Below are 24,008 nucleotides of genomic sequence, written 5' to 3' on the forward strand. Positions count from 1 at the left end.
ATCGGTTAGCTTCCGAAACTTTCGCCACCTTAACCATGGAGGCGGGAATTTTCTCCTCTTTACCGCTTGTTAGCGGAGATCGGGCCATCGTCGGACCTCCGCTCAGGAGGGTAGAATGACGAATCGGATGGCCACATCGCAGAACCCGGCGCCCCGCGCGCCCGACCCCCTGCTTGCGGACGCGCTGGCGGAACGGGAACGCCAGACTGTCGCGATGGTGCGCGAGGCGGTCGAGCGCCGCGACGTGCTGCTCGCCTTCCAGCCGGTGATCCAGACGCAGCGCCCCGAAAGGCCCGCCTTCCACGAGGGGCTGGTGCGCGTGCTCGACGAGACCGGGAAGGTCATCCCCGCGCGCGAGTTCATCGCGGCGGTCGAGACGACGGAGACCGGGCGGCAGCTCGACTGCATCGCGCTCGAGAAGGGCTTGCGGGCGCTGCTCGAACATGACGGGCTGCGGCTGTCGATCAACATGTCCGCCCGCTCGATCGGCTACCCGCCCTGGACCAAGATCCTCACCCAGGCCTTCACCATCGACCCGACGATCGCGGAACGCCTGATCCTCGAGATCACGGAAAGCTCGGCCATGCACATGCCCGAACTGGTGTCGGTCTTCATGGAGGATCTGCAGGCCTTCGGCGTCAGCTTCGCCCTCGACGATTTCGGCGCGGGCTACACCTCTTTCCGCTATCTGCGCGATTTCTATTTCGACATCCTCAAGATCGACGGGCAGTTCATCCGCGGCATCGCCCATGATCCCGACAACCAGACCCTCGCGAAAGCGCTGATCGATATCGCGCGCCATTTCGAGATGCTCACCGTCGCCGAAGGGATCGAGAACCAGGAGGATGGCGACTATCTCGCGGCGCAGGGAATCGACTGCATGCAGGGCTATTATTTCGGCGCCCCGACCATCCACCCGCCCTGGGCCGCCACCGCCGAACGCGGCCGCAAAAGCGCCTGACCTGCCCCTGCCCCGGTGCCGCGCGTCACCCATTCGTGGGCGCGATTCGGCTTGACCTCGGGTCCTCGTGCGCCATGCTGCGCGGCAGCAGGCGGGCGCGCCCACGCGCCTGCCCGAAGTGATGAGGAGATTCCCATGACAAATGTCGTCATCGTCTCGGCCGCACGGACCGCCGTTGGCTCTTTCAATGGCGCCTTCGCCAACACCCCTGCGCATGATCTGGGCGCGGCCGTGCTCGAGGCGGTCGTCGCCCGCGCCGGCATCGAGAAGGGCGAAGTGTCCGAAACGATCCTCGGCCAGGTTCTGACCGCCGGCCAGGGCCAGAACCCCGCCCGCCAGGCCCATGTCAATGCCGGCCTGCCGATCGAATCCGCCGCCTGGGGGATCAATCAGGTCTGCGGCTCGGGCCTGCGCGCGGTCGCACTCGGCGCCCAGCACATCCTGCTCGGCGATGCCGATATCGTCATCGCGGGCGGTCAGGAGAACATGTCGCTTTCGCCCCATGTCGCGCATCTGCGCGCGGGCCAGAAGATGGGCGACATGAAGATGATCGACTCGATGATCAAGGACGGGCTCTGGGACGCGTTCAACGGCTACCACATGGGCCAGACCGCCGAGAACGTCGCCAGCCAGTGGCAGATCTCGCGCGAGATGCAGGACGAATTCGCGCTCGCCTCGCAAAACAAGGCCGAGGCCGCGCAGAAGGCCGGCAAGTTCAAGGACGAGATCGTCCCCTTCACCGTCAAGACCCGCAAGGGCGAGACCGTGGTCGAGGATGACGAATACATCCGTCACGGCGCGACGATCGAGAACATGCAGAAGCTGCGCCCGGCCTTCGCCAAGGACGGCTCGGTGACCGCGGGCAATGCGAGCGGGATCAATGACGGCGCGGCAGCGGTGCTGCTGATGAGCGAAGCCGAGGCCGAGAAGCGCGGCCTGACCCCGCTGGCGCGCATCGCCTCCTACGCCACCGCGGGCCTCGATCCGTCGATCATGGGCTGCGGACCGATCCCCTCCTCGCGCAAGGCGCTGGAGAAGGCGGGCTGGAAGCCGGGCGATCTCGACCTGATCGAGGCCAACGAGGCCTTCGCCGCGCAGGCCTGCGCGGTGAACAAGGACATGGGCTGGGATACCGCGAAGGTGAACGTGAACGGCGGCGCGATCGCCATCGGCCACCCGATCGGTGCAAGCGGTGCGCGGGTCCTCAACACGCTGCTCTTCGAGATGAAGCGTCAGGGCGCCCAGAAGGGCCTCGCGACCCTGTGCATCGGCGGCGGCATGGGCGTCGCGATGTGTCTGGAGGGCCTCTGATCCCAGGCGACGCAAATTCGGAGCGCAACATTGTTGCGCTCCGGAATTGTTTTCGATAACCAAATTGCGACGAGATTCTTTGGGAGGAGAAGGCATGTCCAGAGTAGCATTGGTCACCGGCGGATCGCGCGGCATCGGGGCCGCGATTTCGAAGGCGCTGCAAGCCGCGGGCTACACGGTGGTCGCGAACTATGCCGGCAATGACGAGGCGGCGGCGAAATTCACCGAGGAGACCGGCATCAAGACCCACAAGTGGTCGGTCGCCGATTACGACGCCTGCGCGGCGGGCATCGCCAGGATCGAGGAGGAGGTCGGGCCGATCGACGTGCTGGTCAACAATGCCGGCATCACCCGCGACGCGCCGTTCCACAAGATGACCCGCGAGCAGTGGAACGAGGTGATCGACACCAATCTGAGCGGCATCTTCAACATGACGCACCCGCTCTGGGCGAAGATGCGCGAGCGCAGGTTCGGCCGGATCGTGAACATCTCCTCGATCAACGGCCAGAAGGGCCAGTTCGGCCAGGCCAATTATTCGGCAGCGAAGGCGGGCGACCTGGGCTTCACCAAGGCGCTGGCGCAGGAGGGCGCGCGCGCGAATATCACCGTGAACGCGATCTGCCCGGGCTATATCGCGACCGAAATGGTGATGGCGGTGCCCGAGAAGGTGCGCGAGTCGATCATCGGCCAGATCCCGGTCGGGCGTCTGGGCGAGCCCGAGGAAATCGCGCGCTGCGTGGTCTTCCTCGTCTCGGACGAGGCGGGTTTCATCACCGGCTCCACCATGACCGCGAATGGCGGCCAGTACCTGACCTGAATTCGCCTCTTGGCATTCCGACCCGGGGCCCGCATCTTGCGGGCCTCTTTTCGTTGGAGGCACCATGACGCGCGGCAAGGCGACCACGGTCGGATTCACGGCGGTTCTTCTCTGGGCGCTGCTGGCGCTTTTCACGGTGGGCTCCGCCCCGGTGCCGCCGCTGCTGCTCAATGCGCTCTGTTTCGCCGTGGGCGGGGCAATCGGGGTGATCTGGCTGCTCGCGACCGGTGCGATCGGACAGCTGCGGCGCGTGCCGTGGAAGGTCTATCTCGCGGGGACGGCCGGGCTTTTCGGCTATCACCTGTTCTATTTCTCGGCGCTGCGGCTCGCCCCGCCCGCCGAGGCGGGGCTGATCGCCTATCTCTGGCCGCTCCTGATCGTGCTGTTCTCGGGGCTGCTGCCGGGTGAGCGTCTGAGGCTGTGGCATGTGGCTGGTGCTGCGATGGCCTTCGCGGGTGCGGCGCTGATCCTGGGCGGCGGGATCTCGGCGGATGCGAGCGCCCTGCCCGGCTATGCGCTGGCGCTGCTCTGCGCCTTCACCTGGTCGAGCTATTCGCTGCTGTCGCGCCGGTTCGGAGCGGTGCCCACGGCGGCGGTGGCGGTCTATTGCCTTGCCACCTCGGTCCTGTCGGGGATCGCCCATCTCGCCCTGGAGCCGACGGTCTGGCCCGGGACCGCGCTTGGCTGGGCCTCGGTCCTGGCGCTTGGGCTCGGGCCGGTGGGGCTGGCCTTCTACACCTGGGATCTGGGGGTGAAGCGCGGCGATATCCAGCTTCTGGGCACGGCCTCCTACGCGGCCCCGCTGATCTCGACGCTGGTGCTGGTGGGCGTGGGGATCGCGCCGGCAAGCCCGTCCCTGCTGATCTCGGCCGCGCTGATCGCGGGTGGTGCGGGGCTCGCCGCCCTCGGGGGGCGGCGCCGGGGCCGGGTGCAGGCCGGCGCCTGAAACGAGATCGGGCCGCCTGGAGGGCGGCCCGTTGAAAGCGTGAGAAAGACCTTCAGGCCTGTTCGAGACGGTGGATCTCCTCTTTCAAACGGAGCTTCTGCTTCTTCATCTGTGCGATTTCGAGGTCGTTGATGCCCGGGCTTCGAACCGCCCGTTCAACCTCCTTCGACAGAGCTTCATGTTTCCTGCGAAGTTCGGTGATATGCGAACCAAGCGACATGGCAGTCTCCTCTCCAGTTGTCAGCTTTTAGATTGCATCACAGGTTTTGAGTCGTGTCACGGTTTTGTCGCAAAAACCCGGACGGTCCCCAGAATTTTCGCGAAATCTTGCTAATGCGTTAACGGTCGATCGGCAATTCTTGAGCATCGCGCAGGATGGCGCGCGCAATTTCCGTCAAATCCTCCGCATCGCGTGAGTGCTCGGGTGCGGCATGCAGGATCAGTGGCGCAAGCAGTTTCAGCGGCGTCTTCGCGCCCTTGCGCGCGGTCACGATCACCCGGCGCGCGGGGCGGCCCGCACGCGGCGCGATGGGCAGGACCGTGATCGCCCCCGCCCGTCCCTGAAGCCCGGTCAGCAGGTCGCCCAGCCGGTCGGCCTGCTGGATCAGCGTGATCCAGCCCTCGGGCCGGAGCCGCTTCAGCCCCGCATCGAGCCAGGCCGCGATGGGTGTCGCTTCGCGCTGCGCCCGCTCGCGCCCCGGATCGGCGGCGGGCGTGCCGTCGGTCGCGCCGAAATAGGGCGGGTTGGCGATGACATGGTCGAAGCTGCGGGCGCGCAGCTCGGGGGCCATCTGGGCCAGATCGCCCTCGATCACCTCGAAGGGCACGCCGTTTCGCGCCGCATTCTCGCGCGCGAGCGCGGCATAGGCGGGCTGCAACTCGAGCCCGGTGAGCGAGAGCCCGGCGGTGCGGTGGCCGAGGCAGAGGCTCGCCACCCCGGCCCCGCAGCCCAGTTCGAGCACGCTCTCACCCGCGCGCGCGGCGCAGGCCGCCGCGAGCAGAACCGGATCCATCGCCGCGCGATATCCCGCGCGCGGCTGCGAGATCCGCAACCGCCCTCCCAGAAATCCGTCCTCGGTCAGATCCCCGGGCGCGAACATCAGTCCGACCCGATCTCGTTGTCGCGCAGGACCGCCTGCGCCATGAACATGTCCTGGTCGCGCACCATGAGGCGGCGCGGCAATATGCCGAGGCTGCCCTCGAGCACGCTCATATGGACGTCCAGTTGAAACACCCTTATACCCTCGCCCTCGAGAAGGGCGGTGGCCATGGCCAGTTTCACCGGGTCGGTGCTGCGCAGAAGCTCTTTCATGACCCTCACTTACGGCCCCTTGAGAAGGCTGTCGAGATGAGGCAGAGCGAAGGGATGACGATGAGCCTCGACGACAAGGCGGTGAAACCGCATGACAGGCTGGCCAAGGCGCTGGCGGACGACATGGCGGCGGTCGATGTCCTAATCGGCGAGCGCATGGCCTCGGAGAACGCCCCGCGCATTCCCGAAGTGACCGCGCATCTCGTCGGCGCGGGCGGCAAGCGGCTGCGGCCGATGCTCACCGTGGCGGCCGCGCGGCTATGCGGCTACGAGGGCACGTTCCACCACAATCTCGCCGCCGCGGTCGAGTTCATCCATACCGCGACGCTTCTGCATGACGACGTGGTCGACGAGAGCCGCCAGCGCCGGGGCCGCCCCACCGCGAACCTGCTCTGGGACAACAAGTCGAGCGTTCTGGTGGGCGATTACCTCTTCGCCCGGTCTTTCCAGCTGATGACCGACACGCAGAACCTGCGGGTGCTCTCGATCCTCTCCAACGCTTCGGCGATCATCACCGAGGGCGAGGTGCTGCAGCTCAGCGCGGCCGAAGACATGAAGACCTCCGAGGAGACCTATTACAAGGTGATCCGCGGCAAGACCGCGGCGCTGTTCTCGGCCTCGACCGAAGCCGGCGCGGTGCTTTCGGGGGCGCCCGAGACGCAGGTCGAGGCGCTGCGCGACTATGGCGAGGCGCTCGGGATCGCGTTTCAGGTGGTCGATGACCTGCTCGATTACCTCAGCGACGCGGCGACGATGGGCAAGAATGTGGGCGACGATTTCCGCGAACGCAAACTCACCCTGCCGGTGATCAAGGCGATCGCCAAGGCCGACGAGGAGGGGCGCGCCTTCTGGAAGCGGGTGATCGAGAAGGGCGACCAGCGCGAGGGCGATCTGGAGCATGCACTCGAGCTGATGCAGGCCAATGGCGCCCTCGAGGAGACGCGGGCGGCGGCGCTCGGCTGGGCCGACCGGGGCCGCGCGCGGCTGGCGGAGCTGCCCGGGAGCGAGCTGCGCGACATGCTCGACGACCTGGCCGATTACGTGGTGGCGCGGCTGCGCTGAAGCCGGGGGTTTCCCACCCCAGACCCCCGTGGGGTATTTTGCCAGGTGAAGATCAGGCGCGGCTTGCGGGCTGCGCCTTTTGCGTCTGATCCCCGAGCGTGCCCGAAGCAATCCACCAACCGGGATAGGTCGCGCGGAACCTTTCGGCGGCGGCCTCGGCCGCGACGGGGGTCTCGAACAGCGCGAAACAGGTCGCGCCGGAGCCCGACATGCGGGCGAGACGGCAGCCGGGCAACGCGCCGAGGCGGGCGAGAAGCTCGGCGATGACCGGCGCGAGCGCGATGGCCGGGGCCTGGAGATCGTTGCGCTGCGCCGCGAGCCAGTCGATGCACTCGCCGGCGCCTGCGAACGCGGGCAGGCTGTCGGGCATCGGAGGGTTGGTTTTCGAGGCGAGCGCCCTGAACACGGCGGGCGTCGCGACCTCGATGCGCGGATTGACGAGAAGCGCGGGAAGGGGCGGCAGCGTCACGGGGCGCAATTCCTCTCCGATCCCGCCCACCCGCTGAGGTACGGGCGCAAGGCACATCGGCACATCCGCCCCCAGCGGGGCGAAGCTTTGCGGGGGCGGAAGCGGGTCGAGGCCCCAAAGCCGCGCGAGCAGGCGCAGCGCCGCGGCCGCATCCGATGAGCCGCCGCCGATCCCCGATGCGGCGGGCAGGCATTTCTCGAGCGTGATCCGGGCGCCCCGGCGGATATCCTGCTTCTCGGCCAGGAGACGCGCCGCCCTGAGAACCAGATTGCTTCCGTCTTCGGGCACGCCCGCGGCCTCCGGGCCGGTCACGCCGAGCGACAATTCATCCGCCGGCGCGACGCTGAGCCGGTCGCCCACGGGGGCGAAGGTCACGAGGCTGTCGAGCAGATGATAGCCGTCCGCGCGCTGTCCCGTGACATGGAGCGTCAGATTGATCTTGGCCGGCGCGAAGCCCTCAATTCTGGACATCGGCGCCGGTTTTCTGCGGCTCCCCGTGCAGCGGCGACTTGCCTTCCTCCTGGCGGACCCGATCGAGCCCGACCTCGATCTTCTGACGGATCCGGTCGAGATCGAGATCCTCGGAGGAGGCCGCCTCGTCATTGCCGAAGCTGAGCGCGCGGCGCCACTGGAACTCCGCCTCGCGCTTGCGCCCCACCGCCCAGAGCACGTCGCCCAGATGGTCGTTGAGAAGCGGATCGCGGGGTTCGAGCTCGACCGCGCGCTCCATCTCCTTCGCCGCCTCCTGGTAATGGCCGAGCTTGAAAAGCGCCCAGGCGAGGCTGTCGATGATGAAACCGGCATCGGGGCGCTCCTGTGCCGCCTTGCGGATCATCGCCAGCGCCTCGTCGAGATTCTCGCCGCGATCGACATAGGAATAGCCCAGATAGTTGAGCACCGAAGGCTGGTCGGGCGAGAGCTTGAGGGCCTCGCGGAAGCCTTTCTCCGCCTGCGCCCAGTCGCCCGAGCGCTCCTGCGCGATGGCGCGGGAATACCACACCGCCCAGTCATCGGGCTTCGGCTCGCCGAGCAATTCGATGGCCTTGTCGTAAGCCTTCGCCGCCTCGGCGAAGCGCTTCTCCCGGCGCAGCGTGTCGCCAAGCGCGGTCCAGACCCCGACCAGCTTGGGCCGGATGCGCGAGAGGTTCTCGAGCACCTCGATCGCGGCGTCGTTGCGCCCGGCGCGTACCATCGCCTCGGCCCGGCCGATCTCGGCCGCATGGTAGATCGGGCTCTTCGGCGAGACCGAGGCATAGGCGGTGATCGCCAGATCGTATTGCTTGGCCTGATCGAGCAGCGAGGCGGTCAGGATCGTCGCATCGTCGAGACCGGGGCGGATCAGACCCGCGAGGCGCGAATGGATCAGGGTGAACGTGTCGGGCGCGTCGCCCACCAGCGCCTGGGCCACCGAGTAATAGACCTCCGCCACGCCGTCGGTCGCGTTGTGCACGATGTCGAAGGGGAGCGTTTCGCCCTTCGCGAGCCGGTCACGAAGATCGGCAAGCTGCGGATCGAGATCGGAACCGAACCGGTCCTCGATCAGCTTGAGGGCCTCGGGATCGCGCTCGAGCTGCGAGAGGATCTCGGCATGAGCGATGACCCCGCGCCGGGTGGAGGTGATCGCCGCGCCATGCTCGCCCGAGAAGATCTTGTCGGCCCCCTCGTAATCGCCCACCAGCGCAAGCGCGAGCGCCTTGTGGAACTCGGAAAAGGCGCCCAGCCCCTTGTCCTTGCCGATCTTGTCGAAAGCGGCGGAGGCATCGGTCATCTTGCCCTCGCCCACCAGCGTCCAGGCCCGCGAGAGCCCGGCCATGAGCGGACCGGGATCGGCATCGCTGTCGAGCAGCTTGAGCGCCGCGCCCCAGTCGCCCGCCTTCGCATCCTGCGCCAGCAGGGTGAGCGCGGCGATCTGGCTCCCTGCGCCGGCTTCGACCATCTGCCGCGCGAGCGGCACCGCGTGATCGTAATCCGCGATCGCGATCTCGGCGACCAGCGCGGCCTCGGCGGTCGCGGCGCTGGTATCGCCCGCGGCCATCAGCTTGCGATAGTAATGCGCGGCCTGGGTGAAATCGGATTGCTGTGAGGCGATCCGTGCCGCGAGATAGGCGCCCGCGGCCTCCGGGCTCGGGTCATTGCTGGTATCGCCGGCTTCGCTCGCCGCCGCTTCGGCATCGGCGGCGTCGGCTGCGGCTTCGGCGCTGCCGGGCTTCGGCGCGTCCTGCGCATGAAGCGGGAAGGCCGCGACGGAGCCCATCAGGAATGCAATCAGGGCAAGACGCGGCGGAAGGGGAAAACTCGGCACGAAACGGTCCTTTCGATCGGTTCGCGACGAAGGTAACGGGGCACTGCGGGCATGGCAATGCGACGCGGGCGACCGCGCGGGATGCCGCCTGCGGGGAACACGCCGTTGTGACCGGCCAAGGCGCGCCGCAGACGCCCCGGCAAGCCAAAGGAAACGGCTCCACCTTCCAAATGCATAAAATATCCCGGGGGTGAGCGGCGCGAGCCGCGAGGGGGCAGCGCCCCCTCTTTGACCGCCAATTGTCGCCCTCCGGCGACGGATGGGGCAGCGCCCCCTCTTCGACTGCGGATTGTCGCCCTCCGGCGACGGATGGGGCAGCGCCCCCTCTTCGGTTGAGAACGTCGCCCTCAGGCGACGGGGGGAGAGCAGCGCCCCTGCCCGCCCCGGCCGGCGCTCACATATTGGGATAGTTCGGCCCGTCCCCACCCTGCGGCGTGGTCCAGTCGATATTCTGGCTGGGATCCTTGATGTCGCAGGTCTTGCAGTGGACGCAGTTCTGGAAGTTGATCTGGAACTTCGCCTCCGCGCCTTCGCCGATCACCTCATAGACGCCGGCCGGGCAGTAACGCTGCGCGGGTTCGGCATATTTCGGCAGGTTCACCGCGATCGGGATCGCGGGATCCTTCAGCTTCAGGTGGCAGGGCTGGCTTTCCTCGTGATTGGTGAAGGAGAAGCTCACATTGGTCAACCGGTCGAAAGACAGCTTGCCATCGGGTTTCGGATAGTCGATTTCCTTGAACTTCTTCGCCTCGCCGGTCGATTTCGCGTCCGACTTGCCATGTTTCAGCGTGCCGAAGAGCGAGAAGCCGAAGAGATCGTTGGTCCACATGTCGAGCCCGCCGAAGACGAGCGACGGGATCATCCCCCATTTCGACCACATCGGCTTGACGTTGCGGACCTTCTTGAGATCGGTCGCGATCGGCCCCGAGCGCAGGTCGGCCTCGTAATCGATCAGTTCGTCGCCCGCGCGGCCGCCCTGGATCGCCGCCGCCGCGGCTTCGGCCGCCGCGATCCCCGAGAGCATCGCGTTGTGGTTGCCCTTGATGCGCGGCACGTTCACCAGCCCCGCCGAGCAACCCAGCAGCACCGCGCCTGGCACGGTCAGTTTCGGGATCGACTGCCAGCCGCCTTCCGAGATCGCCCGCGCGCCGTAAGCCACCCGCTTGCCGCCCTCCAGCAGCTCCGCGACCATCGGGTGATGCTTGAAGCGCTGGAACTCCATGTAGGGGTACAGATACGGGTTCTCGTAGTTCAGGTGGACGACGAAACCGACATAGACCTGGTTGTTCTCGAGATGGTAGATGAACGACCCGCCGCCCGCATTCTTGCCCAGCGGCCAGCCCATCGTGTGGGTCACGGTACCCTCGCGATGCTTGGCCGGGTCGATCTCCCAGATCTCCTTCATACCGAGGCCGAATTTCTGCGGACAATGGCCCTTGGAGAGGTCGAACTTCTCCATCACGACCTTCGAGAGCGAGCCGCGCACGCCCTCGGCCAGCATCACGTATTTGCCGCGCAGTTCCATGCCGGGCTCGTAGCCCGGACCTTCGGACCCGTCGGGATTGCGGCCGAATTCACCGGCCACGACGCCGGCGACGCGATCCTTGCCGTTCTCGTCCTTGTCCCAGACGATTTCGGATGCGGCCATGCCGGAAAAGATCTCGACGCCGACCGCCTCGGCCTGTTCGGCCATCCAGCGGCAGACATTGCCCATCGAGACGATGTATTTGCCGTGATTGCTCATCAGCTTGGGCATCGGCCAGTTCGGGATGCGCATCGCCCCCGCCTCGCCGAGCATGTAGAAATTGTCCTTCTTGACCGGCACGGTGATCGGCGCGCCCTTGTCCTTCCAGTCGGGAATGAGCTGATCGAGGCCGGACGTGTCGAGCACCGCCCCCGAGAGGATATGCGCGCCCACTTCGGAGCCCTTCTCGAGGACGACGACTTCGAGATCGGGATCGATCTGCTTCAGCCGGATCGCCGCCGAGAGCCCAGCCGGCCCCGCCCCCACGATCACAACGTCGTATTCCATCGACTCGCGCGTCACGTCGCTCATCTCCCAAACCCCTCGCTTGTCGCTATAGCTCGAGTTTTGACTAGCCTACCTTGCGTAATGAGGCAATTGTGACGCTGCGATGCGGCGCAACAATCTTGCGCCCTCGCCCACCCGTCCGAAAACGCCGCAGCGCGAGATTGAGCAGGCAGACCACCAGGACGGAGGTGATGCCGTCGGTCGCATAGTGAAAGCCGGTATAGATCGAGAGCAGGAAGATCGTCACGAGATAGGCAACCGCGGGCAGCCTCAGTCCGGGCCACCGCTCCCAGATATAGAGCGTGGCAACCGATGTGGCGGCGACATGCATCGAGGGGAATGCCGAAATGCTCAGGCCGAAATCGAACCCCTCCGACAGATATCTTTGCCACAAGGCGGATTGCGTGATGCCGACCGGGCTCTGCGCCAGGCCGCTCGCACGCATCGAATCCTGCAGGCCCGCGAAGGCAGTCGTGTGCAGCAGACGGTCGTAGAATGCGGGACCGGCCGAGCTGCCCAGCAATGCGAGAATATTGCCGATCACGATCCAGGAGAGGGCGTAGAGCCAGAGATAACGGCGCTTTCGCTCCGCATCGCCATCCGTCGCGGCGACGAGAAGCGGCAAACCGAAGGCCGGCAGCGCCCAGAGCTGGAAATAGACCAGCGTGACGTCGGAAACGATCAGGTCGGGCAGGAGCCGGTGCGCCACGCGCCACGCATCCACGCCCCCGGTGAGCCAGCGGTCGATCTCGGCGAGAAACGGGTCCGCATAGAAGGGAACGAGATCGGGAATCGCGTCCTTGAGCGTCAGGAAGCCGCATTGCAGGAAGAACACGCACAGCAATGCGCCCCCGATTTCACCGAGGCGTTCCCTGCGCCGCCCATGTGCCGCGAGCACAACCGTGCCCGCAATCAGCGGCAGGCCCAGAGCCCAGAGCTTCGAGACCCCGGCAAAGACGCTCGTGGCTCCGGCCAGCGAGCGCTCCACGAACGCGATCCGCTCATCCTGAAGGAAAAGGAGGAAAATGAAGGCAAAAATTGCATAGAAGAATGCGAAGCGTATCAGTCTGGACATGACGGGTCTGCAATGCGTTCAGAGAAAATGATGGGCGCGAAATGACAGTCTTAACAAAGCTTTGAATTGTCCCAGGCTGAAAAACAATCACGGCGGAAACGTGGCAGGGTCTTGACTTCGGGGGGGCAGACCAGATTTAGATGCCCTGAATTGGGGACCACTCCGAATTCGGGAGCCTTCCATGGAAAAAGTGCCGATGACGCGCGCGGGCTATGACGCGCTCAATAAAGAATTGAAAAAGCTCAAGTCCGAGGAGCGCCCCGCGATCATCGCGGCGATTGCCGAGGCACGCGAGCTTGGCGATCTTTCGGAGAATGCCGAATACCATTCGGCGCGCGAGAAGCAGGGCTTCATCGAGGGCCGGATCAAGGAGATCGAGAGCCAGCTCGGCCGCGCCGAGGTGATCGACCCGACCAAGATGTCGGGCGCGGTGAAATTCGGCGCGACGGTCACCATCGTCGACGAGGATACCGACGAGGAGAAGACCTACCAGATCGTCGGCGAGCCCGAAGCCGATCTGGAAAAGGGCCGGCTGAACATGAAATCCCCGCTTGCCCGGGCGCTGATCGGCAAGGACGAGGGGGACTCGGTCGAGGTCCGGACCCCCGGCGGCGACAAGGCCTACGAGATCCTGAAGATCGAATTCGTCTGAGACCGGCGCGCGGGCGCCAGCGACGGAGGACGGCATGGAGAAACCGGCGGAGCGGAGCAAGGACAAGCTCGCCTTTCCGGGCGGACCGCGCCTCGCCGAGACCGCTGCGCCTCCCCGCCTCAGAGGGCCGGGCCGTGCCGAATGGATCGCGCTGGCGCTGAGCCTGCTCTGGCTCGTCCTTCTCCTCGCCTTCTGGTTCTTCGCCCCCGGCATCGCGGGCACCGCATCGCTGTTCGACACCGTCAGCCTGTTCGTCGGGATGATGCTGCCGATCATCGTGATCTGGGTCGCCGCGATCACCGCACGCGCGAGCCGGGAGATGCGCGCCGAGGCCGCCTCGATCCGGCAATCCGTCGAAGCGCTGCGCACCGCCTGGCTCAACCAGCAGGCGCTGCGGATCGACCAGAATGTCGAGAAGAAGCTCGACGAGATCGCCGCCGTCACCCGGCAGGCCGAGACCACGATCGCCACCTTCGCCTCCCGGCGTGATGCGCACTTCGTCCAGCCCTCCGCCGACCGCAAGGCCGCACTCGTCGCACCGCCCCCCGCACGGTCCGACGAGAGCGAACCGATGCTGGCGCTCGGCACCCCGGCCGAGGACCTGCGCGCGCCGCTCTCGGTGGCCGATTTCGTCCGCGCGCTGAACTTCCCCGATTCGCCCGACGATGCGGACGGGTTCCGTGCGCTGCGCCGCGCTCGCGAGGATCGCGCCACGGCGAAACTGCTGCGCTCGGCCCAGGACGTGCTGAACCTGCTCGCCCAGGACGGGATCTACATGGACGATCTCAAACCTGACCGCGCCCGCCCCGAACTGTGGCGTCGCTTCGCCAAGGGCGAGCGCGGCCGCGAGATCGCGAGCATCGGCGGGATCCGCGATCGCTCCTCTCTGGCGCTGAGCGCCGGGCGGATGCGCGGCGATACCGTGTTTCGCGACGCAGCCCATCACTTCCTGCGCCAGTTCGACCGCACCTTCGCCGAATTCGAGAAGAACGCGAGCGATCAGGAGATCGCCGAGATGACCGAGACCCGTACGGCCCGCGCCTTCATGCTTCTGGGGCGGGTGACGGGCAGCTTCGACTGAGGGGGCTCTGCCCCTTCGCGGCTCACGCCGCTCACCCCCGGGATATTTCTCTCAAGAGGAAGCGGGCTCCCTTCTTCCTCTTGATGCAAATATCCCGGGGGAGGCGCCGGATGGCGCCGGGGGCGGAGCCCCCCCCTTCTCAGAGAGCGCGACGCATCACCTGCACGGAGCGGAATTCGAAGATGAGTCGGGTGAGCGCGGAGCTGCGCCGCCCCGAGACTTCGAAGCCCAGGCGATGATAGAGCGCACGGGCGCGCAGGTTCTCCTCGATCACGTCGAGAGAGAGCGTCTCGTATCCGAGCTGGCGCGCCTCGGCGGCGAGCGCCTCGATCAGCGCGCGCCCCACGCCCGCCCCGCGCCTGTCCGGGCGCACCGCGATCCCGTCCACCATCATCACCCGCGGTTCGAGATCATGCGCGAGCAGATGCAGGCAGGCCGCGCGCCAGAGCGCACCGATCCGCCCGTAATGATCCACCAGATCGGCCCAGCTTCCGCCGACGAAGGAGCCGCGCGGGGTGCGAAAGCCGACGACACCCACGAGAGAGCCGTCCGCGTCGACCGCGCTGATCGCATGGCCTTCGCGGATCACCTGCGCGATGAAGCGCAGGGCCCGGGGCTCGGGCCCCATCACCCGGCCGAGCTTGCCGCCGAAGGCCTGCCAATAGAGCGCGGCGGCCGCTGCACGGTGGTCGCGGGAGAGACCGCGATAGAGCGCGACGCTCACGGCGCCCCCGCGTCAAGCAGGGCCTCGGCGGTGCGAAGATCCTCGGGGGAATTGAGGTTCATGAACGGGTCGGGCGTGGCGTCGAAGGCGACTTCGCGCGCGCCCGGGGCGGCCATGCGCAGCCGGCGCTCGCCCGCCGCGAAGAGGGCCGCGATCCGGTCGCGCTCGGCCAGTGGCCAGAGCGCGACGCTGGGATGGGCGCGACCCGCCGAGGCGGCGATGGCGATCTCCGTGCCGCCCCCGGCCTCGTCCAGCCGCGCCACCAGATCGCGCGGCAGAAAGGGCGTGTCGGTCGGCACGGTGAGCAGCAGGTCCATCCCCTGCGCGGCGGCCCAGTCGAGCCCCGAGAGCACGCCCGCAAGCGGCCCCTCGCCCCGGCGCTCGGGCGGATCGGCCAGGACCGGGAGCGGTGCGAAGCGCAGCGGATCGCCATTGGCCGAGATCGCGAGCGCGGCCACCTGCGGGCCGATCCGCCCGGCCACATGGGAAAAGAGAGGCCGCCCGGCGAGACCCAGCATCGCCTTGTCCGTCCCGCCCATCCTCCGGCCCTGACCGCCTGCGAGGATCACTGCCGCTATCGTTCCAGCCACGATGACGATTGCCTCCGTTACAATCCCGCGCTTTGCCTTTGCCCGCGCTTTTCCTATCTGTCCCGCAACTGGAAAGGGGAGACAAGCATCATGTCCCACAGCGCGGCCATTCGCGCGGCCTATTGGCGCGGGTTCCGCCATGGCCTGCCCTTTTTGCTGGTGATCGTGCCCTTCGGCCTGCTGTTCGGCGTGGCCGCGACGAAGGCGGGGCTGGATCTCGCGCAGGTGATGGGCTTCTCGATCATGGTGATCGCGGGGGCGGCGCAGTTCACCGCGCTCCAGCTGATGGGCGATCATGCGCCGGTGATCCTCGTGCTGGCCGCCTCGCTGGCGGTCAATCTGCGCATGGCGATGTATTCGGCCTCGCTCACCCCGCATTTCGGACGCGCGCCGACATGGCAGAAGGCGCTGGCCGCCTATTTCATGGTGGACCAGTCCTTCGCGCTTGCGATCAACGAATACGAGACCCGCCCCGCGATGAGCCGCCCCGAGAAGCTCGCCTATTATGCGGGGGCCTGCTCGCCGGTCTGTCCCAACTGGTATGTCGCGACACTGGCGGGGGCGCTGGTCGGCGCGCAGATCCCGCCCGAATTCGCGCTCGATTTCGCGGTGCCGATCACCTTCCTCGCGATGATCGGACCGGCTTTGCGCACGCTCGCCCATGTCGCGGCTGCGGCGGTCTCGGTGATCGGGGCGCTGGTGCTCTCGTTCCTGCCTTCGGGTGTGGGGCTGATGATCGCGGCGCTCGCGGCGATGGTGACCGGCGCGCAGGTCGAGCTCTGGATCGCGCGCAGAAAGGCGGTGCGGCAATGAACGGATATCCGGACTGGCTGGTCTGGGGGATCATCGCGGCCCTCGGGGTCGGAACCTTCTTCCTGCGCTATTCCTTCCTGGGCTTTCTGGGCGAGCGGCAACTGCCGGAATGGGCGCTGCGCTACCTGCGCTACACGCCGGTGGCGGTCTTGCCGGGCCTGGTGGCGCCGCTGGTGCTCTGGCCTGCGGCGACGGGCGGCGAGACCAACCCTGCGCGGCTCGTCGCGGCGCTCGCGGCCCTCGGGGTGGGCGTGGCGACACGCAACACGCTCTGGGCGATTCTGGCGGGGCTCGCGGGGCTCTATCTCTCGCTCTGGATGGTGGGGTGAGCCGCGCCCTCAAGGGCGCCCACCGGATGCCCTGAGCGGCGAGCCCGTAGGGCGGCAAGGCACAGGCACCCCTCGCACGCGCAGACGAACGGAACGGAGGGGCTGCGCAAAGAAAAAGGCCGCGCCCCGAAGGCACGGCCCCGAACCCTTCAAGGTCAGGCGATCTTACTTGATCTTGCCTTCCTTGTATTCGACATGCTTGCGCACGACCGGATCGTATTTGTTCACGGTCATCTTTTCAGTCATGGTGCGGGCATTCTTCTTGGTCACGTAGAAGTGCCCGGTGCCCGCCGTCGAGTTCAGACGGATCTTGATCGTCGTCGGCTTCGCCATTTCTTATCTCCTAGCTCCGGGCACCAATGCGCGCACCCGCGGAATCCTTGAAGCCCGCCTTTTAGCGATGCGCGATGCGGAGTCAACCGCGAAACCGGGGCGCAGATTGAAAATTCTTCCGATCTGCGACCCGGCGGGCAGGATTGCCGCGTTCAGACGAGCGGCTTGCCCATCGCCTCGTGGATCAGGGCGACCTTTTCGGTGGTGAGCCCGAGTGCTGCCGCGAGATTCGCCAGATACTGGCGCTCGGCCTCGGTATCGACGGAGATCGCCATCAGCGCCGAGGAATAGACCTGCGACTTCATGTGATCGGCGGTCGCCGCGGCGAGCGCGCCCACGTCCACCGGCGCGTCGAGCTCGGCCTTCACGAAGGCGATTTCCTCATCGGAGGCATCGGTGAGATGATCGAGGATGGTCTGGCGCTCGGTCGGGTCGATCTCGCCGTCGGCCTTGGCCGCCTGGATCATGGCACGGATCATCAGCTTGGCCTGATCCTCCATCATCGTGTTGACCGGGGTGCCCTTGGTCACCGCTCCCAGCATGTCGCCAATGCCGCTCGCGCCGGTCTTGGCGGCGCCGGTCATCGCTCCGATCAGCGCCCCGAGCCCCGCCTCCGCGGCCCCGGTGGCCGTGGCCGCCTGGGAGCCGAAGCCGGAGACCATGTTGCGCACGGTTTCCTTGCCGCCGGGCATGCCCATCTTCTCGGCCCACTCGCCCATCTGGTCGGCCATGCCGCCGGGCTCGTTTGCCTTGCCGAGCGCATCCTTCATGCCCCCGAGGCCGCCCATCTTGTTGAATTTCTCCACCCCCTTCGCGGCGGCAAAGCCGACCGCAAGGGTGGCCAGCGTCTTGACGAAGCTCATGACTCTCTCCCGTTCGAAGTTGCGTCGAAGGCAGCTTCGCGCGTCGATGCGCTTGTGGGAAGAGAAAACTCGCGACGCTCAGAGCGCCGCGATGACTTCCTGCATCAGATCGCGCACCTTGGTCGCGACCTCGCCCAGACCTTCGTTCTCGACCGCCTGCATCGAGGCGACCGGGTCGATCGCGGACACCTCGATCCCGGCATCGGTTTCGCGCAGCACGACGTTGCAGGGCAGCATCGCGCCGATCTTGGGCTCGTGACCGATCGCGGTGAAGGCGAGCTTGGGGTTGCACGCGCCGAGGATCTTGTAGCGCGGCATCTCCTCGCCGAGCTTGGCCTTCATCGTGGCCGAGACGTTGATCTCGGTCAGGACGCCGAAGCCCTTCTCGCCGAGAACTTCGCGCACCTTCTTTTCGACCGCGTCGAAATCGCCCGTCATCACCTTGTCGAACGTATAGCTCATGACCCGTCTCCTCTCCGCTTCGGGATGTCTCATCTGCTCCTAGAGTGTGGATCGGGGGGCGGAGAAGACAAGTCACATGCGCGCGGGCGCGGCGGGGCATGGCCCAACCGCGCCAAAGGGCCGCAGGCGAGGAGAAATCTTGCGCGGATGGCCTGTAAGCCGGATTCTGTCCCGAGGGCTTGCGCCCCCATGGATGACCATTCCTCTCGCCCTGCGATTGCTCGCAGGGTCCAGCCGCCAACCCGGACCGCTCGGGGCGAAGCTCCCCTGCCCCGCCCGTCTCCGGACGAGGGCGCACGATCCCTATTCGGCGTTGCTCCCGGTGGGGCTTGCCGTGCCGTGACTGTTGCCAGCCCCGCGGTGGGCTCTTACTCCACCGTTTCACCCTTACCCTGCCGTGGCAGGGCGGTATCTTCTCTGTGGCGCTTTCCGTCGGGTTGCCCCGCCCGGGCGTTACCCGGCACCGTCGCTTCATGGAGTCCGGACTTTCCTCGGGCCCCCGGCTGCCCGCTGAACGCGGGGCTACGGGCGCTCGCGGTCATCCGGCCATCCGCACGAAGAGTCAGATAGGCAATCGCGGGGCCCCGGTCAATCTCTCGACGGCGCATTGGGGAATCGCGCGACGCGGGGACGCCCCGCCGCCCCTCACTTCACGAACGCGTGAAAAACCGGCATCGGGCGAGGCTCCAAAAGATGTCTCATAGATTCCTCTTGATTTTTGAATGCGAGACTCCGACGCTGAACCTCCATAATGTGAAAGGGAGATTCACATGCTTAAGGGAGGCACCTGCCTCGGGCTCGCGCTCGCGGCAGCACTCTGGGCCATGCCGGCCCTCGCGAAACAGAAGGTCGCGATTCACGTCGACCAGAACGATCCGGCGGTGATGAACCTCGCGCTCAACAACGCTGCGAACGTCATCAGCTACTACAAGGAAAAGGGCGAAGAGGTCTCGGTCGAGATCGTGACCTATGGTCCCGGCTTGAACATGCTGCGGGCGGACAAGTCGCCGGTGAAGGATCGGATCACGCAGATGTCGATGACCGATCAGCCGATCCATTTCAGGGCTTGCGGCAACACGATAGCCGCCATGGCGAAGAACGAAGGCCAGACCCCGCCGATGATCGACGAGGCCGAGGTCGTGCCCTCGGGCGCCGTCTATCTGATGGAACTGCAGGGACAGGGCTACGCCTACGTGAAACCCTGACGCGACAGGGGGCACCCCCCTTTCGCACCGATCGTCACCCCGAGGAGCCGGACCGCGTTCGAGCCCTCGGGGACTTCGCGCGCGGAGCGCCTAGCTCGCGCGCCAGGACCCGCCATCCTCCCCGAAACGCGCCGCCAGATCGGCGATCATCGCCATGTCCGTCGCGTCGAGGGCACCGGTTTCGCGCGGGCGGAACCGCAGGCGGAACGCGGGCAGCACCAGATCGAGCGGCAGTTCGGGATAGCCGAAGCTCCGGGCCAGGGCGCAGAAGGTCTGCGGGTCGGGCGCGGAGGCGCCCCCCGGTTCGGGCCAGATCGAGAGCCCGCGCCGCGCCAGCCTCAGCCAGTCGAACCGCGGACCGGGATCGATCTTGCGCTCGGGCGCCATGTCGGAATGCCCGAGCACGTTCTCGGGCGGGATCGCCCATCGCTCCATGATCCGCGGCAACAGCCGCTCGAGCGCGGCCATCTGCGCCTCGGGGAACGGCCGGTCGCCGAGATTGTCCAGCTCGATCCCGATCGAGCGGGAATTCATGTCGCCCAGACCGCGCCAGCTGCCCAGACCCGCATGCCAGGCCCGCATCTCCTCGGGCACGAGCTGTTCGACCTCCCCGTCCGCCCCGATCAGCCAATGCGCCGAGACCTCGGCCTCGGGCAGGCAAAGCCGGGTGCGCGCAGCCGCGCAACTCGCCATCGCGGTGTAATGCAGGACGATCAGTTCGGGCCGGGCCCCGTTCCGGCGTTCACCGAAATTGGGGGACGGCCAGCTCGTGTTCACTGACGGGCTTGCTGGAACGGGGTCGGGTCCCAGCCGCAGGCGAACCCGTCGCCATCGGGATCGAGGTTCAGCCGGTCGCGCTCGGGGCCTCCGGCCGCGAGGAAGGCAAGCTGGGCCTGATCGGCCGAGACGTATTTCGCACAGGCCTTGTCGGAGGGGGTCAGGTGGATCCCACCGCGCTTGTAGACAGGGTCGCCGGGACGGTTGTGGACCGAAAGCGCGTAGGCCGCGAGGTTCGGGCCCGAATTGTCCTGATTGAGAACCGGCTGCGGCGCGGGTTGGGCCGTGGGGCTGGTCGAGGCCGTCACCGAGCTGTCCGAGCCGGTCTGCTGCAGCGCGGCCATCGCATCGGCACCGATCGAGGAGCCCGCGTCATTGCTGGCGCCCTGGCTCCCCGGCATCGGCGGGGCGGGCACCAAGGGGTCCGACCCGATCGTGCCGCTGGCGTCGATCGAGGGCGCGGAAAGCGCGTCGGTCGTGCCGGGCATCGCCGTTCCGGTGGCATTGAGCGGCGCACCGGCGGGCGAGGGATTGGCGTCGGGGGAAGCGGGCATCACGCCCTGCGCGGAGGGCGGCATGATCGGCTGACCGCGCAGGGAGGCCTCGCGCTGCGCGGCGGGGCCGGAATCGGGAATTGCGGGCACACAGGCCGCGAGAACCAGAACACCACCCAGAAGCGTCAGCGCGTTTTTCATCTTTACCACCATTTCTCGGGCTTGGCAGCGAAGCCAGCCGCTGTTTCCAACACATGGGCATGGTTGAGGAGATCGCCCTCTTCCCACGGACGCCCGATCAGCTGCAGCCCCAGCGGCAGCCCCTTCGCATCCAGCCCGCATGGCACAGAAATACCCGGAAGGCCCGCAAGGTTCACCGTCACCGTGAACACATCATTGAGATACATCGCGACCGGATCGGCATCCGCCATCTCGCCGAGGCCGAAGGCCGAGGAGGGCGTGGCCGGCGTCAGGATCGCATCGACCCCTTGCGCGAAGACCTCCTCGAAGTCGCGCTTGATCAGCGCGCGGACCTTGCGGGCGCGGTTGTAATAGGCGTCGTAGAAGCCCGCGCTCAGCACATAGGTGCCGATCATCACGCGGCGCTGCACCTCGGGGCCGAAGCCCTCGGCGCGGGTCTTCTCGTACATGTCGACGATGCCCTCGCCCGCGCCGAGCTTGGCGCGGTGGCCGTAGCGCACGCCGTCATAGCGCGCGAGGTTCGACGAGGCTTCCGCAGGCGCCACCACGTAATAGGCGGGCAGCGCGTATTTCGTATGCGGCAGCGAGATATCGACGATCTCGGCGCCCGCATCCTTGAGCATCGCGATCCCGTCTTCCCAGAGCTTCTCGATCTCGGCGGGCATCCCTTCGAGACGGTATTCCTTCGGGATGCCGATCTTCTTGCCGCGGATATCGCCGGTCAGCGCCGCCTCGAAATCCGGCACCGGAATGTCCGCCGAGGTCGAATCCTTCGGATCGTGCGAGCACATCGTGCCCAGCATGATCGCCGCGTCGCGCACCGATTTGGTCATCGGACCCGCCTGATCGAGCGAGGAGGCGAAGGCCACCACGCCCCAGCGGCTGACCCGGCCATAGGTCGGCTTGATCCCCACGATGCCGGTGAAGGCCGCGGGCTGGCGGATCGAGCCGCCGGTATCGGTGCCGGTGGCCGCGAGGCACAGATCGGCGGCCACGGCCGCGGCCGAACCGCCCGAGGAGCCGCCCGGCGTCAGTTGACGCTCATCGACCTTCCACGGGTTCACCACGGGGCCGTAGCAGGCGGTCTCGTTCGACGAACCCATCGCGAATTCGTCCATCGACAGCTTGCCGAGCATCACCGCGCCCGCGTCCCACAGGTTCTGCGTGACGGTGGATTCGTATTCCGGCTTGAACCCTTCGAGAATGTTCGAGGCGGCCTGCGAAGGCACGCCCTTGGTGCAGAACAGATCCTTGATGCCCAGCGGGATGCCGCACATCGCGGGGGCGTCGCCCGATTTGAGACGCGCATCCGCCGCCTTGGCCTGCTCGAGCGCGATCTCGGGGGTCTTGTGCACGAAGGCGTTGAGCGCCCCCGCGCCCTCGATCTCGGACAGGCAGGCCTCGGTCAGCTCGACCGAGGTCACGTCGCCCTTCTTCAGCGCGTCGCGCGCCGCGGCAATGGTCAGTTTGTTCAGGCTCATTCGACCACCTTCGGAACGGCAAAGAAGCCCTCGCGGGCATCGGGGGCGTTTTTCAGGATCTTGTCCTGGTAACCACCATCGGTCACCTCGTCGACGCGGCGCTTGAGGCGCATCGGCGTCACCGAGGTCATGGGCTCCACCCCCTCGACATCGACTTCGTTCAACTGCTCCATGAAGGTCAGGATGTTCGAAAGCTCCTGCGCGAGCTCAGGCAGGTGTTCCTCCGGCACCCGGATCCGGGCCAGATGCGCCACCTTGCGCGCGGTGTCGATATCAATGGACATTGGGTCTCTCCGCTTGTCTTGGGAGGCGGTTTAGCCCGTGCCACGGGGGCTTTCAAGCGCCCCGCCCCTTCGTGAAGGCTTCCGCCCCTGTCGCGCGCGGAAATGTGCCCTACACTCTCGGGCAGCAAAGGAGGACTCAAAATGAAACTGACCTGGCTCGGCCATTCCGGCTTCCGCATCGAGAGCGGCGACGCGGTGATCCTGCTCGACCCGTTCCTGACCGGCTCCCCCGTCTTCCCCGACGAGAAGCGCGCAGAGGCGATCGCGGGGGCGACGCATCTCCTTCTGACCCATGGCCACGGCGATCACGCCTCGGACGCGGTTCCGATCGCGAAGGAGTTGGGCATCCCGGTCTATTGCATCCACGAAATGTCGATCATCCTCGGCAAGGACGGGGCCGAGACGGTCGGCTTCGGCAAGGGCGGCACCGTCGATCTGAACGGCGTGAAGGTGACGATGGTGAACGCGACCCATTCCGCCTCGGTCGACTACAAGGGCGGCGAGCCGATCTATGCCGGCCAGCCCGCGGGCTTCATGATCGAGGCCGAGGGCCACACGATCTATGTCTCCGGCGATACCGACATCATGGCCGACATGGAATGGATGGGCGAGCTGCACAATCCCGATATCGGGATCATCGCTGCGGGCGGCCATTACACGATGGACATGAAGCGCGCGGCATGGGCGGCGAAGAAGTATTTCGACTTCAAGACGATCATCCCCTGCCACTACAAGACCTTCCCGTTGCTCGAACAGTCGGCCCAGCCGCTGATCGATGCGCTTCCGGGCGTCGAGGTGATCGAGCCCGAACTTCTCAAGTCGATCGAAATTTGAGCATCGACCTGCCCGGGCGGCGGCTCGCAGCTTGCAGCCTGCCGCCGGGCACGCTAGCTTCTCGCCTCAACGGGAGGCCCTTCATGTCCGAGTTGATGTCTTTCAAGGAGATGTGCGAGCGGTTCGACGTGACCCCCCGCACCCTGCGATATTACGAATATATCGAGCTTCTCAGTCCTCAGAAGGAAGGCCGTTCCCGCTATTACGGACCGCGCGAGGTGGCCCGGATGACGCTCATCCTGCGCGGCCGCCGCTTCGGCTTCTCGCTCGAGGAGGTGCGGCAATGGCTGATGATCTACGACCAGCAGGGCACCGACGAACAGAACCGGGTCTGGATCGAGATGGCCGACCGGCAACTGGATGTTCTGGCCCAGCAGAAGCAAGAGCTCGAGAGCGCGATCGACGACCTCAGACAATTGCGTGATCAGGTCGCCCGGCCCCTTGATTCCTGAAGATGAAGCGCTTTCCTTAGCGTCACCGCCCCTCTAAGAGGGGCCCTCCCACGTGACGAATGCAGCGGGAAACCGCGAAAGGAACGATTTACCCGACGGTGGAATTTCCCTGACATCACGTCACCAAAACCGTGACGCCACGTTAC

General features: G+C 66.6%; 28 protein-coding genes and 1 other RNA gene. 12 read left to right on the plus strand and 17 right to left on the minus strand.

The features are described from left to right. Nucleotides 1-115: 115 nt before the first annotated feature. The 4 genes from DW2_RS05120 (at nt 116) to yddG (ending at nt 4,035) form a co-directional block, all read left to right on the plus strand. A complete protein-coding gene (locus DW2_RS05120) occupies nt 116-961 on the plus strand; it encodes an EAL domain-containing protein (protein WP_038144248.1) in 846 nt (281 codons plus the stop codon). A gap of 135 nt (nt 962-1,096) precedes the next feature. Next, complete coding sequence (locus DW2_RS05125; RefSeq protein ID WP_038144249.1) at nt 1,097-2,272, plus strand: acetyl-CoA C-acetyltransferase; 1,176 nt, start codon at nt 1,097-1,099, stop codon at nt 2,270-2,272. A gap of 94 nt (nt 2,273-2,366) precedes the next feature. Beyond that, nucleotides 2,367-3,089 (plus strand): beta-ketoacyl-ACP reductase, encoded by a 723-nt coding sequence (gene phbB / locus DW2_RS05130; RefSeq protein WP_038144250.1) that lies wholly within the window; start codon nt 2,367-2,369, stop codon nt 3,087-3,089. Between the two features lie 64 nt (nt 3,090-3,153). Next, nucleotides 3,154-4,035, plus strand: a complete 882-nt coding sequence (gene yddG / locus DW2_RS05135; RefSeq protein WP_038144251.1) for an aromatic amino acid exporter YddG — start codon at nt 3,154-3,156, stop codon at nt 4,033-4,035. A gap of 52 nt (nt 4,036-4,087) precedes the next feature. Here yddG and DW2_RS19330 read toward each other — a convergent pair whose 3' ends face one another. From DW2_RS19330 to DW2_RS05145, 3 genes are all read right to left on the minus strand, one after another. Continuing rightward, a complete protein-coding gene (locus DW2_RS19330; protein ID WP_081874863.1) occupies nt 4,088-4,255 on the minus strand; it encodes a YdcH family protein in 168 nt (55 codons plus the stop codon). A gap of 118 nt (nt 4,256-4,373) precedes the next feature. Then, on the minus strand, nt 4,374-5,135 hold the full coding sequence (locus DW2_RS05140) for a tRNA1(Val) (adenine(37)-N6)-methyltransferase (protein ID WP_038144252.1): 762 nt from the start codon (nt 5,133-5,135) through the stop codon (nt 4,374-4,376). Further along, nucleotides 5,135-5,347 carry a putative signal transducing protein gene (locus DW2_RS05145; protein WP_038144253.1) on the minus strand — a complete coding sequence of 71 codons (213 nt, stop codon included), beginning with the start codon at nt 5,345-5,347 and terminating at the stop codon, nt 5,135-5,137. Before DW2_RS05145 ends, DW2_RS05140 begins: the two co-directional genes overlap by 1 nt. 60 nt (nt 5,348-5,407) lie before the next feature. On the opposite strand from DW2_RS05145, the gene DW2_RS05150 reads away from it, so the two are divergent. Next, nucleotides 5,408-6,409, plus strand: a complete 1,002-nt coding sequence (locus tag DW2_RS05150) for a polyprenyl synthetase family protein (RefSeq protein WP_038144503.1) — start codon at nt 5,408-5,410, stop codon at nt 6,407-6,409. Between the two features lie 52 nt (nt 6,410-6,461). Here the strand turns inward: DW2_RS05150 and DW2_RS05155 are convergent, their stop codons facing one another. From DW2_RS05155 to DW2_RS19015, 4 genes are all read right to left on the minus strand, one after another. Beyond that, a complete protein-coding gene (locus DW2_RS05155; RefSeq protein WP_038144254.1) occupies nt 6,462-7,349 on the minus strand; it encodes a 4-(cytidine 5'-diphospho)-2-C-methyl-D-erythritol kinase in 888 nt (295 codons plus the stop codon). Next, nucleotides 7,336-9,180: a tetratricopeptide repeat protein gene (locus DW2_RS05160; protein WP_051855457.1), complete on the minus strand. Its 1,845-nt coding sequence runs from the start codon at nt 9,178-9,180 to the stop codon at nt 7,336-7,338. The genes DW2_RS05155 and DW2_RS05160 overlap by 14 nt, the downstream gene beginning before the upstream one ends. 394 nt (nt 9,181-9,574) lie before the next feature. Further along, nucleotides 9,575-11,236, minus strand: coding sequence for an electron transfer flavoprotein-ubiquinone oxidoreductase (locus DW2_RS05165; protein WP_038144255.1), 1,662 nt, complete (start codon nt 11,234-11,236; stop codon nt 9,575-9,577). Between the two features lie 40 nt (nt 11,237-11,276). Next, nucleotides 11,277-12,287 carry a phosphatase PAP2 family protein gene (locus DW2_RS19015; protein ID WP_051855460.1) on the minus strand — a complete coding sequence of 337 codons (1,011 nt, stop codon included), beginning with the start codon at nt 12,285-12,287 and terminating at the stop codon, nt 11,277-11,279. 181 nt (nt 12,288-12,468) lie between these two features. Here DW2_RS19015 and greA point away from each other — a divergent pair, with 181 nt between their 5' ends. Together greA and DW2_RS05180 are read left to right on the plus strand one after the other, a co-directional pair. After that, on the plus strand, nt 12,469-12,939 hold the full coding sequence (gene greA, locus DW2_RS05175; protein ID WP_038144256.1) for a transcription elongation factor GreA: 471 nt from the start codon (nt 12,469-12,471) through the stop codon (nt 12,937-12,939). Nucleotides 12,940-12,973: 34 nt separating this feature from the next. Continuing rightward, a complete protein-coding gene (locus DW2_RS05180; RefSeq protein ID WP_038144257.1) occupies nt 12,974-14,020 on the plus strand; it encodes a hypothetical protein in 1,047 nt (348 codons plus the stop codon). Between the two features lie 139 nt (nt 14,021-14,159). Here DW2_RS05180 and DW2_RS05185 read toward each other — a convergent pair whose 3' ends face one another. Beyond that, nucleotides 14,160-14,744: a GNAT family N-acetyltransferase gene (locus DW2_RS05185; RefSeq protein ID WP_038144258.1), complete on the minus strand. Its 585-nt coding sequence runs from the start codon at nt 14,742-14,744 to the stop codon at nt 14,160-14,162. Further along, entirely contained in the window at nt 14,741-15,337 is a 597-nt protein-coding gene (gene mobA / locus DW2_RS05190; protein ID WP_420340832.1) for a molybdenum cofactor guanylyltransferase MobA, read from the minus strand. Before mobA ends, DW2_RS05185 begins: the two co-directional genes overlap by 4 nt. Nucleotides 15,338-15,424: 87 nt before the next feature. On the opposite strand from mobA, the gene DW2_RS05195 reads away from it, so the two are divergent. Together DW2_RS05195 and DW2_RS05200 are read left to right on the plus strand one after the other, a co-directional pair. After that, entirely contained in the window at nt 15,425-16,147 is a 723-nt protein-coding gene (locus tag DW2_RS05195) for an AzlC family ABC transporter permease (protein ID WP_038144260.1), read from the plus strand. Continuing rightward, nucleotides 16,144-16,476, plus strand: a complete 333-nt coding sequence (locus tag DW2_RS05200) for an AzlD domain-containing protein (RefSeq protein ID WP_038144261.1) — start codon at nt 16,144-16,146, stop codon at nt 16,474-16,476. Before DW2_RS05195 ends, DW2_RS05200 begins: the two co-directional genes overlap by 4 nt. 165 nt (nt 16,477-16,641) lie before the next feature. Here DW2_RS05200 and rpmG read toward each other — a convergent pair whose 3' ends face one another. The 4 genes from rpmG to rnpB all read right to left on the minus strand — a co-directional run bounded on the left by rpmG (nt 16,642) and on the right by rnpB (nt 18,688). Beyond that, nucleotides 16,642-16,809, minus strand: a complete 168-nt coding sequence (gene rpmG / locus DW2_RS05205) for a 50S ribosomal protein L33 (RefSeq protein WP_011750518.1) — start codon at nt 16,807-16,809, stop codon at nt 16,642-16,644. A gap of 152 nt (nt 16,810-16,961) precedes the next feature. Further along, complete coding sequence (locus tag DW2_RS05210; RefSeq protein WP_038144262.1) at nt 16,962-17,672, minus strand: tellurite resistance TerB family protein; 711 nt, start codon at nt 17,670-17,672, stop codon at nt 16,962-16,964. A 78-nt stretch (nt 17,673-17,750) separates the two neighbouring features. Continuing rightward, nucleotides 17,751-18,134: a DUF302 domain-containing protein gene (locus tag DW2_RS05215; protein WP_038144263.1), complete on the minus strand. Its 384-nt coding sequence runs from the start codon at nt 18,132-18,134 to the stop codon at nt 17,751-17,753. Nucleotides 18,135-18,273: 139 nt separating this feature from the next. Beyond that, nucleotides 18,274-18,688: RNase P RNA component class A (gene rnpB, locus DW2_RS19025), an RNA gene on the minus strand. Nucleotides 18,689-18,904: 216 nt separating this feature from the next. On the opposite strand from rnpB, the gene DW2_RS05220 reads away from it, so the two are divergent. Further along, nucleotides 18,905-19,339: a DsrE family protein gene (locus DW2_RS05220; protein WP_038144264.1), complete on the plus strand. Its 435-nt coding sequence runs from the start codon at nt 18,905-18,907 to the stop codon at nt 19,337-19,339. 90 nt (nt 19,340-19,429) lie between these two features. Here DW2_RS05220 and DW2_RS05225 read toward each other — a convergent pair whose 3' ends face one another. The 4 genes from DW2_RS05225 to gatC are packed head-to-tail and all read right to left on the minus strand — an operon-like array spanning nt 19,430 to nt 22,576. After that, complete coding sequence (locus DW2_RS05225; protein ID WP_038144265.1) at nt 19,430-20,116, minus strand: N-acetylmuramoyl-L-alanine amidase; 687 nt, start codon at nt 20,114-20,116, stop codon at nt 19,430-19,432. Next, nucleotides 20,113-20,811 carry a hypothetical protein gene (locus tag DW2_RS19680; protein ID WP_051855467.1) on the minus strand — a complete coding sequence of 233 codons (699 nt, stop codon included), beginning with the start codon at nt 20,809-20,811 and terminating at the stop codon, nt 20,113-20,115. The genes DW2_RS05225 and DW2_RS19680 overlap by 4 nt, the downstream gene beginning before the upstream one ends. Nucleotides 20,812-20,813: 2 nt before the next feature. Then, nucleotides 20,814-22,292 (minus strand): Asp-tRNA(Asn)/Glu-tRNA(Gln) amidotransferase subunit GatA, encoded by a 1,479-nt coding sequence (gatA, locus tag DW2_RS05235; RefSeq protein WP_038144266.1) that lies wholly within the window; start codon nt 22,290-22,292, stop codon nt 20,814-20,816. Further along, nucleotides 22,289-22,576: an Asp-tRNA(Asn)/Glu-tRNA(Gln) amidotransferase subunit GatC gene (gene gatC, locus DW2_RS05240; RefSeq protein WP_038077367.1), complete on the minus strand. Its 288-nt coding sequence runs from the start codon at nt 22,574-22,576 to the stop codon at nt 22,289-22,291. The genes gatA and gatC overlap by 4 nt, the downstream gene beginning before the upstream one ends. 141 nt (nt 22,577-22,717) lie before the next feature. Here gatC and DW2_RS05245 point away from each other — a divergent pair, with 141 nt between their 5' ends. Both DW2_RS05245 and DW2_RS05250 read left to right on the plus strand, forming a co-directional pair. Then, entirely contained in the window at nt 22,718-23,410 is a 693-nt protein-coding gene (locus tag DW2_RS05245) for a metal-dependent hydrolase (RefSeq protein ID WP_038144267.1), read from the plus strand. A gap of 83 nt (nt 23,411-23,493) precedes the next feature. Further along, nucleotides 23,494-23,862 (plus strand): MerR family transcriptional regulator, encoded by a 369-nt coding sequence (locus DW2_RS05250; protein WP_038144268.1) that lies wholly within the window; start codon nt 23,494-23,496, stop codon nt 23,860-23,862. The last annotated feature ends 146 nt before the right edge of the window (nt 23,863-24,008 follow it).

The sequence above is a fragment of the Thioclava atlantica genome (genome assembly GCF_000737065.1).
GTDB lineage: Bacteria > Pseudomonadota > Alphaproteobacteria > Rhodobacterales > Rhodobacteraceae > Thioclava > Thioclava atlantica.

Coding starts and splice junctions, on each gene's coding strand:
- DW2_RS05120 (WP_038144248.1), top strand. CDS start 116: ATGACGAATCGGATGGCCACATCGCAGAACCCGGCGCCCCGCGCGCCC.
- DW2_RS05125 (WP_038144249.1), top strand. CDS start 1,097: ATGACAAATGTCGTCATCGTCTCGGCCGCACGGACCGCCGTTGGCTCT.
- phbB (WP_038144250.1), top strand. CDS start 2,367: ATGTCCAGAGTAGCATTGGTCACCGGCGGATCGCGCGGCATCGGGGCC.
- yddG (WP_038144251.1), top strand. CDS start 3,154: ATGACGCGCGGCAAGGCGACCACGGTCGGATTCACGGCGGTTCTTCTC.
- DW2_RS19330 (WP_081874863.1), bottom strand. CDS start 4,255: ATGTCGCTTGGTTCGCATATCACCGAACTTCGCAGGAAACATGAAGCT.
- DW2_RS05140 (WP_038144252.1), bottom strand. CDS start 5,135: ATGTTCGCGCCCGGGGATCTGACCGAGGACGGATTTCTGGGAGGGCGG.
- DW2_RS05145 (WP_038144253.1), bottom strand. CDS start 5,347: ATGAAAGAGCTTCTGCGCAGCACCGACCCGGTGAAACTGGCCATGGCC.
- DW2_RS05150 (WP_038144503.1), top strand. CDS start 5,408: ATGAGCCTCGACGACAAGGCGGTGAAACCGCATGACAGGCTGGCCAAG.
- DW2_RS05155 (WP_038144254.1), bottom strand. CDS start 7,349: ATGTCCAGAATTGAGGGCTTCGCGCCGGCCAAGATCAATCTGACGCTC.
- DW2_RS05165 (WP_038144255.1), bottom strand. CDS start 11,236: ATGAGCGACGTGACGCGCGAGTCGATGGAATACGACGTTGTGATCGTG.
- DW2_RS19015 (WP_051855460.1), bottom strand. CDS start 12,287: ATGTCCAGACTGATACGCTTCGCATTCTTCTATGCAATTTTTGCCTTC.
- greA (WP_038144256.1), top strand. CDS start 12,469: ATGGAAAAAGTGCCGATGACGCGCGCGGGCTATGACGCGCTCAATAAA.
- DW2_RS05180 (WP_038144257.1), top strand. CDS start 12,974: ATGGAGAAACCGGCGGAGCGGAGCAAGGACAAGCTCGCCTTTCCGGGC.
- DW2_RS05195 (WP_038144260.1), top strand. CDS start 15,425: ATGTCCCACAGCGCGGCCATTCGCGCGGCCTATTGGCGCGGGTTCCGC.
- DW2_RS05200 (WP_038144261.1), top strand. CDS start 16,144: ATGAACGGATATCCGGACTGGCTGGTCTGGGGGATCATCGCGGCCCTC.
- rpmG (WP_011750518.1), bottom strand. CDS start 16,809: ATGGCGAAGCCGACGACGATCAAGATCCGTCTGAACTCGACGGCGGGC.
- DW2_RS05210 (WP_038144262.1), bottom strand. CDS start 17,672: ATGAGCTTCGTCAAGACGCTGGCCACCCTTGCGGTCGGCTTTGCCGCC.
- DW2_RS05215 (WP_038144263.1), bottom strand. CDS start 18,134: ATGAGCTATACGTTCGACAAGGTGATGACGGGCGATTTCGACGCGGTC.
- DW2_RS05220 (WP_038144264.1), top strand. CDS start 18,905: ATGCTTAAGGGAGGCACCTGCCTCGGGCTCGCGCTCGCGGCAGCACTC.
- DW2_RS19680 (WP_051855467.1), bottom strand. CDS start 20,811: ATGAAAAACGCGCTGACGCTTCTGGGTGGTGTTCTGGTTCTCGCGGCC.
- gatA (WP_038144266.1), bottom strand. CDS start 22,292: ATGAGCCTGAACAAACTGACCATTGCCGCGGCGCGCGACGCGCTGAAG.
- gatC (WP_038077367.1), bottom strand. CDS start 22,576: ATGTCCATTGATATCGACACCGCGCGCAAGGTGGCGCATCTGGCCCGG.
- DW2_RS05245 (WP_038144267.1), top strand. CDS start 22,718: ATGAAACTGACCTGGCTCGGCCATTCCGGCTTCCGCATCGAGAGCGGC.
- DW2_RS05250 (WP_038144268.1), top strand. CDS start 23,494: ATGTCCGAGTTGATGTCTTTCAAGGAGATGTGCGAGCGGTTCGACGTG.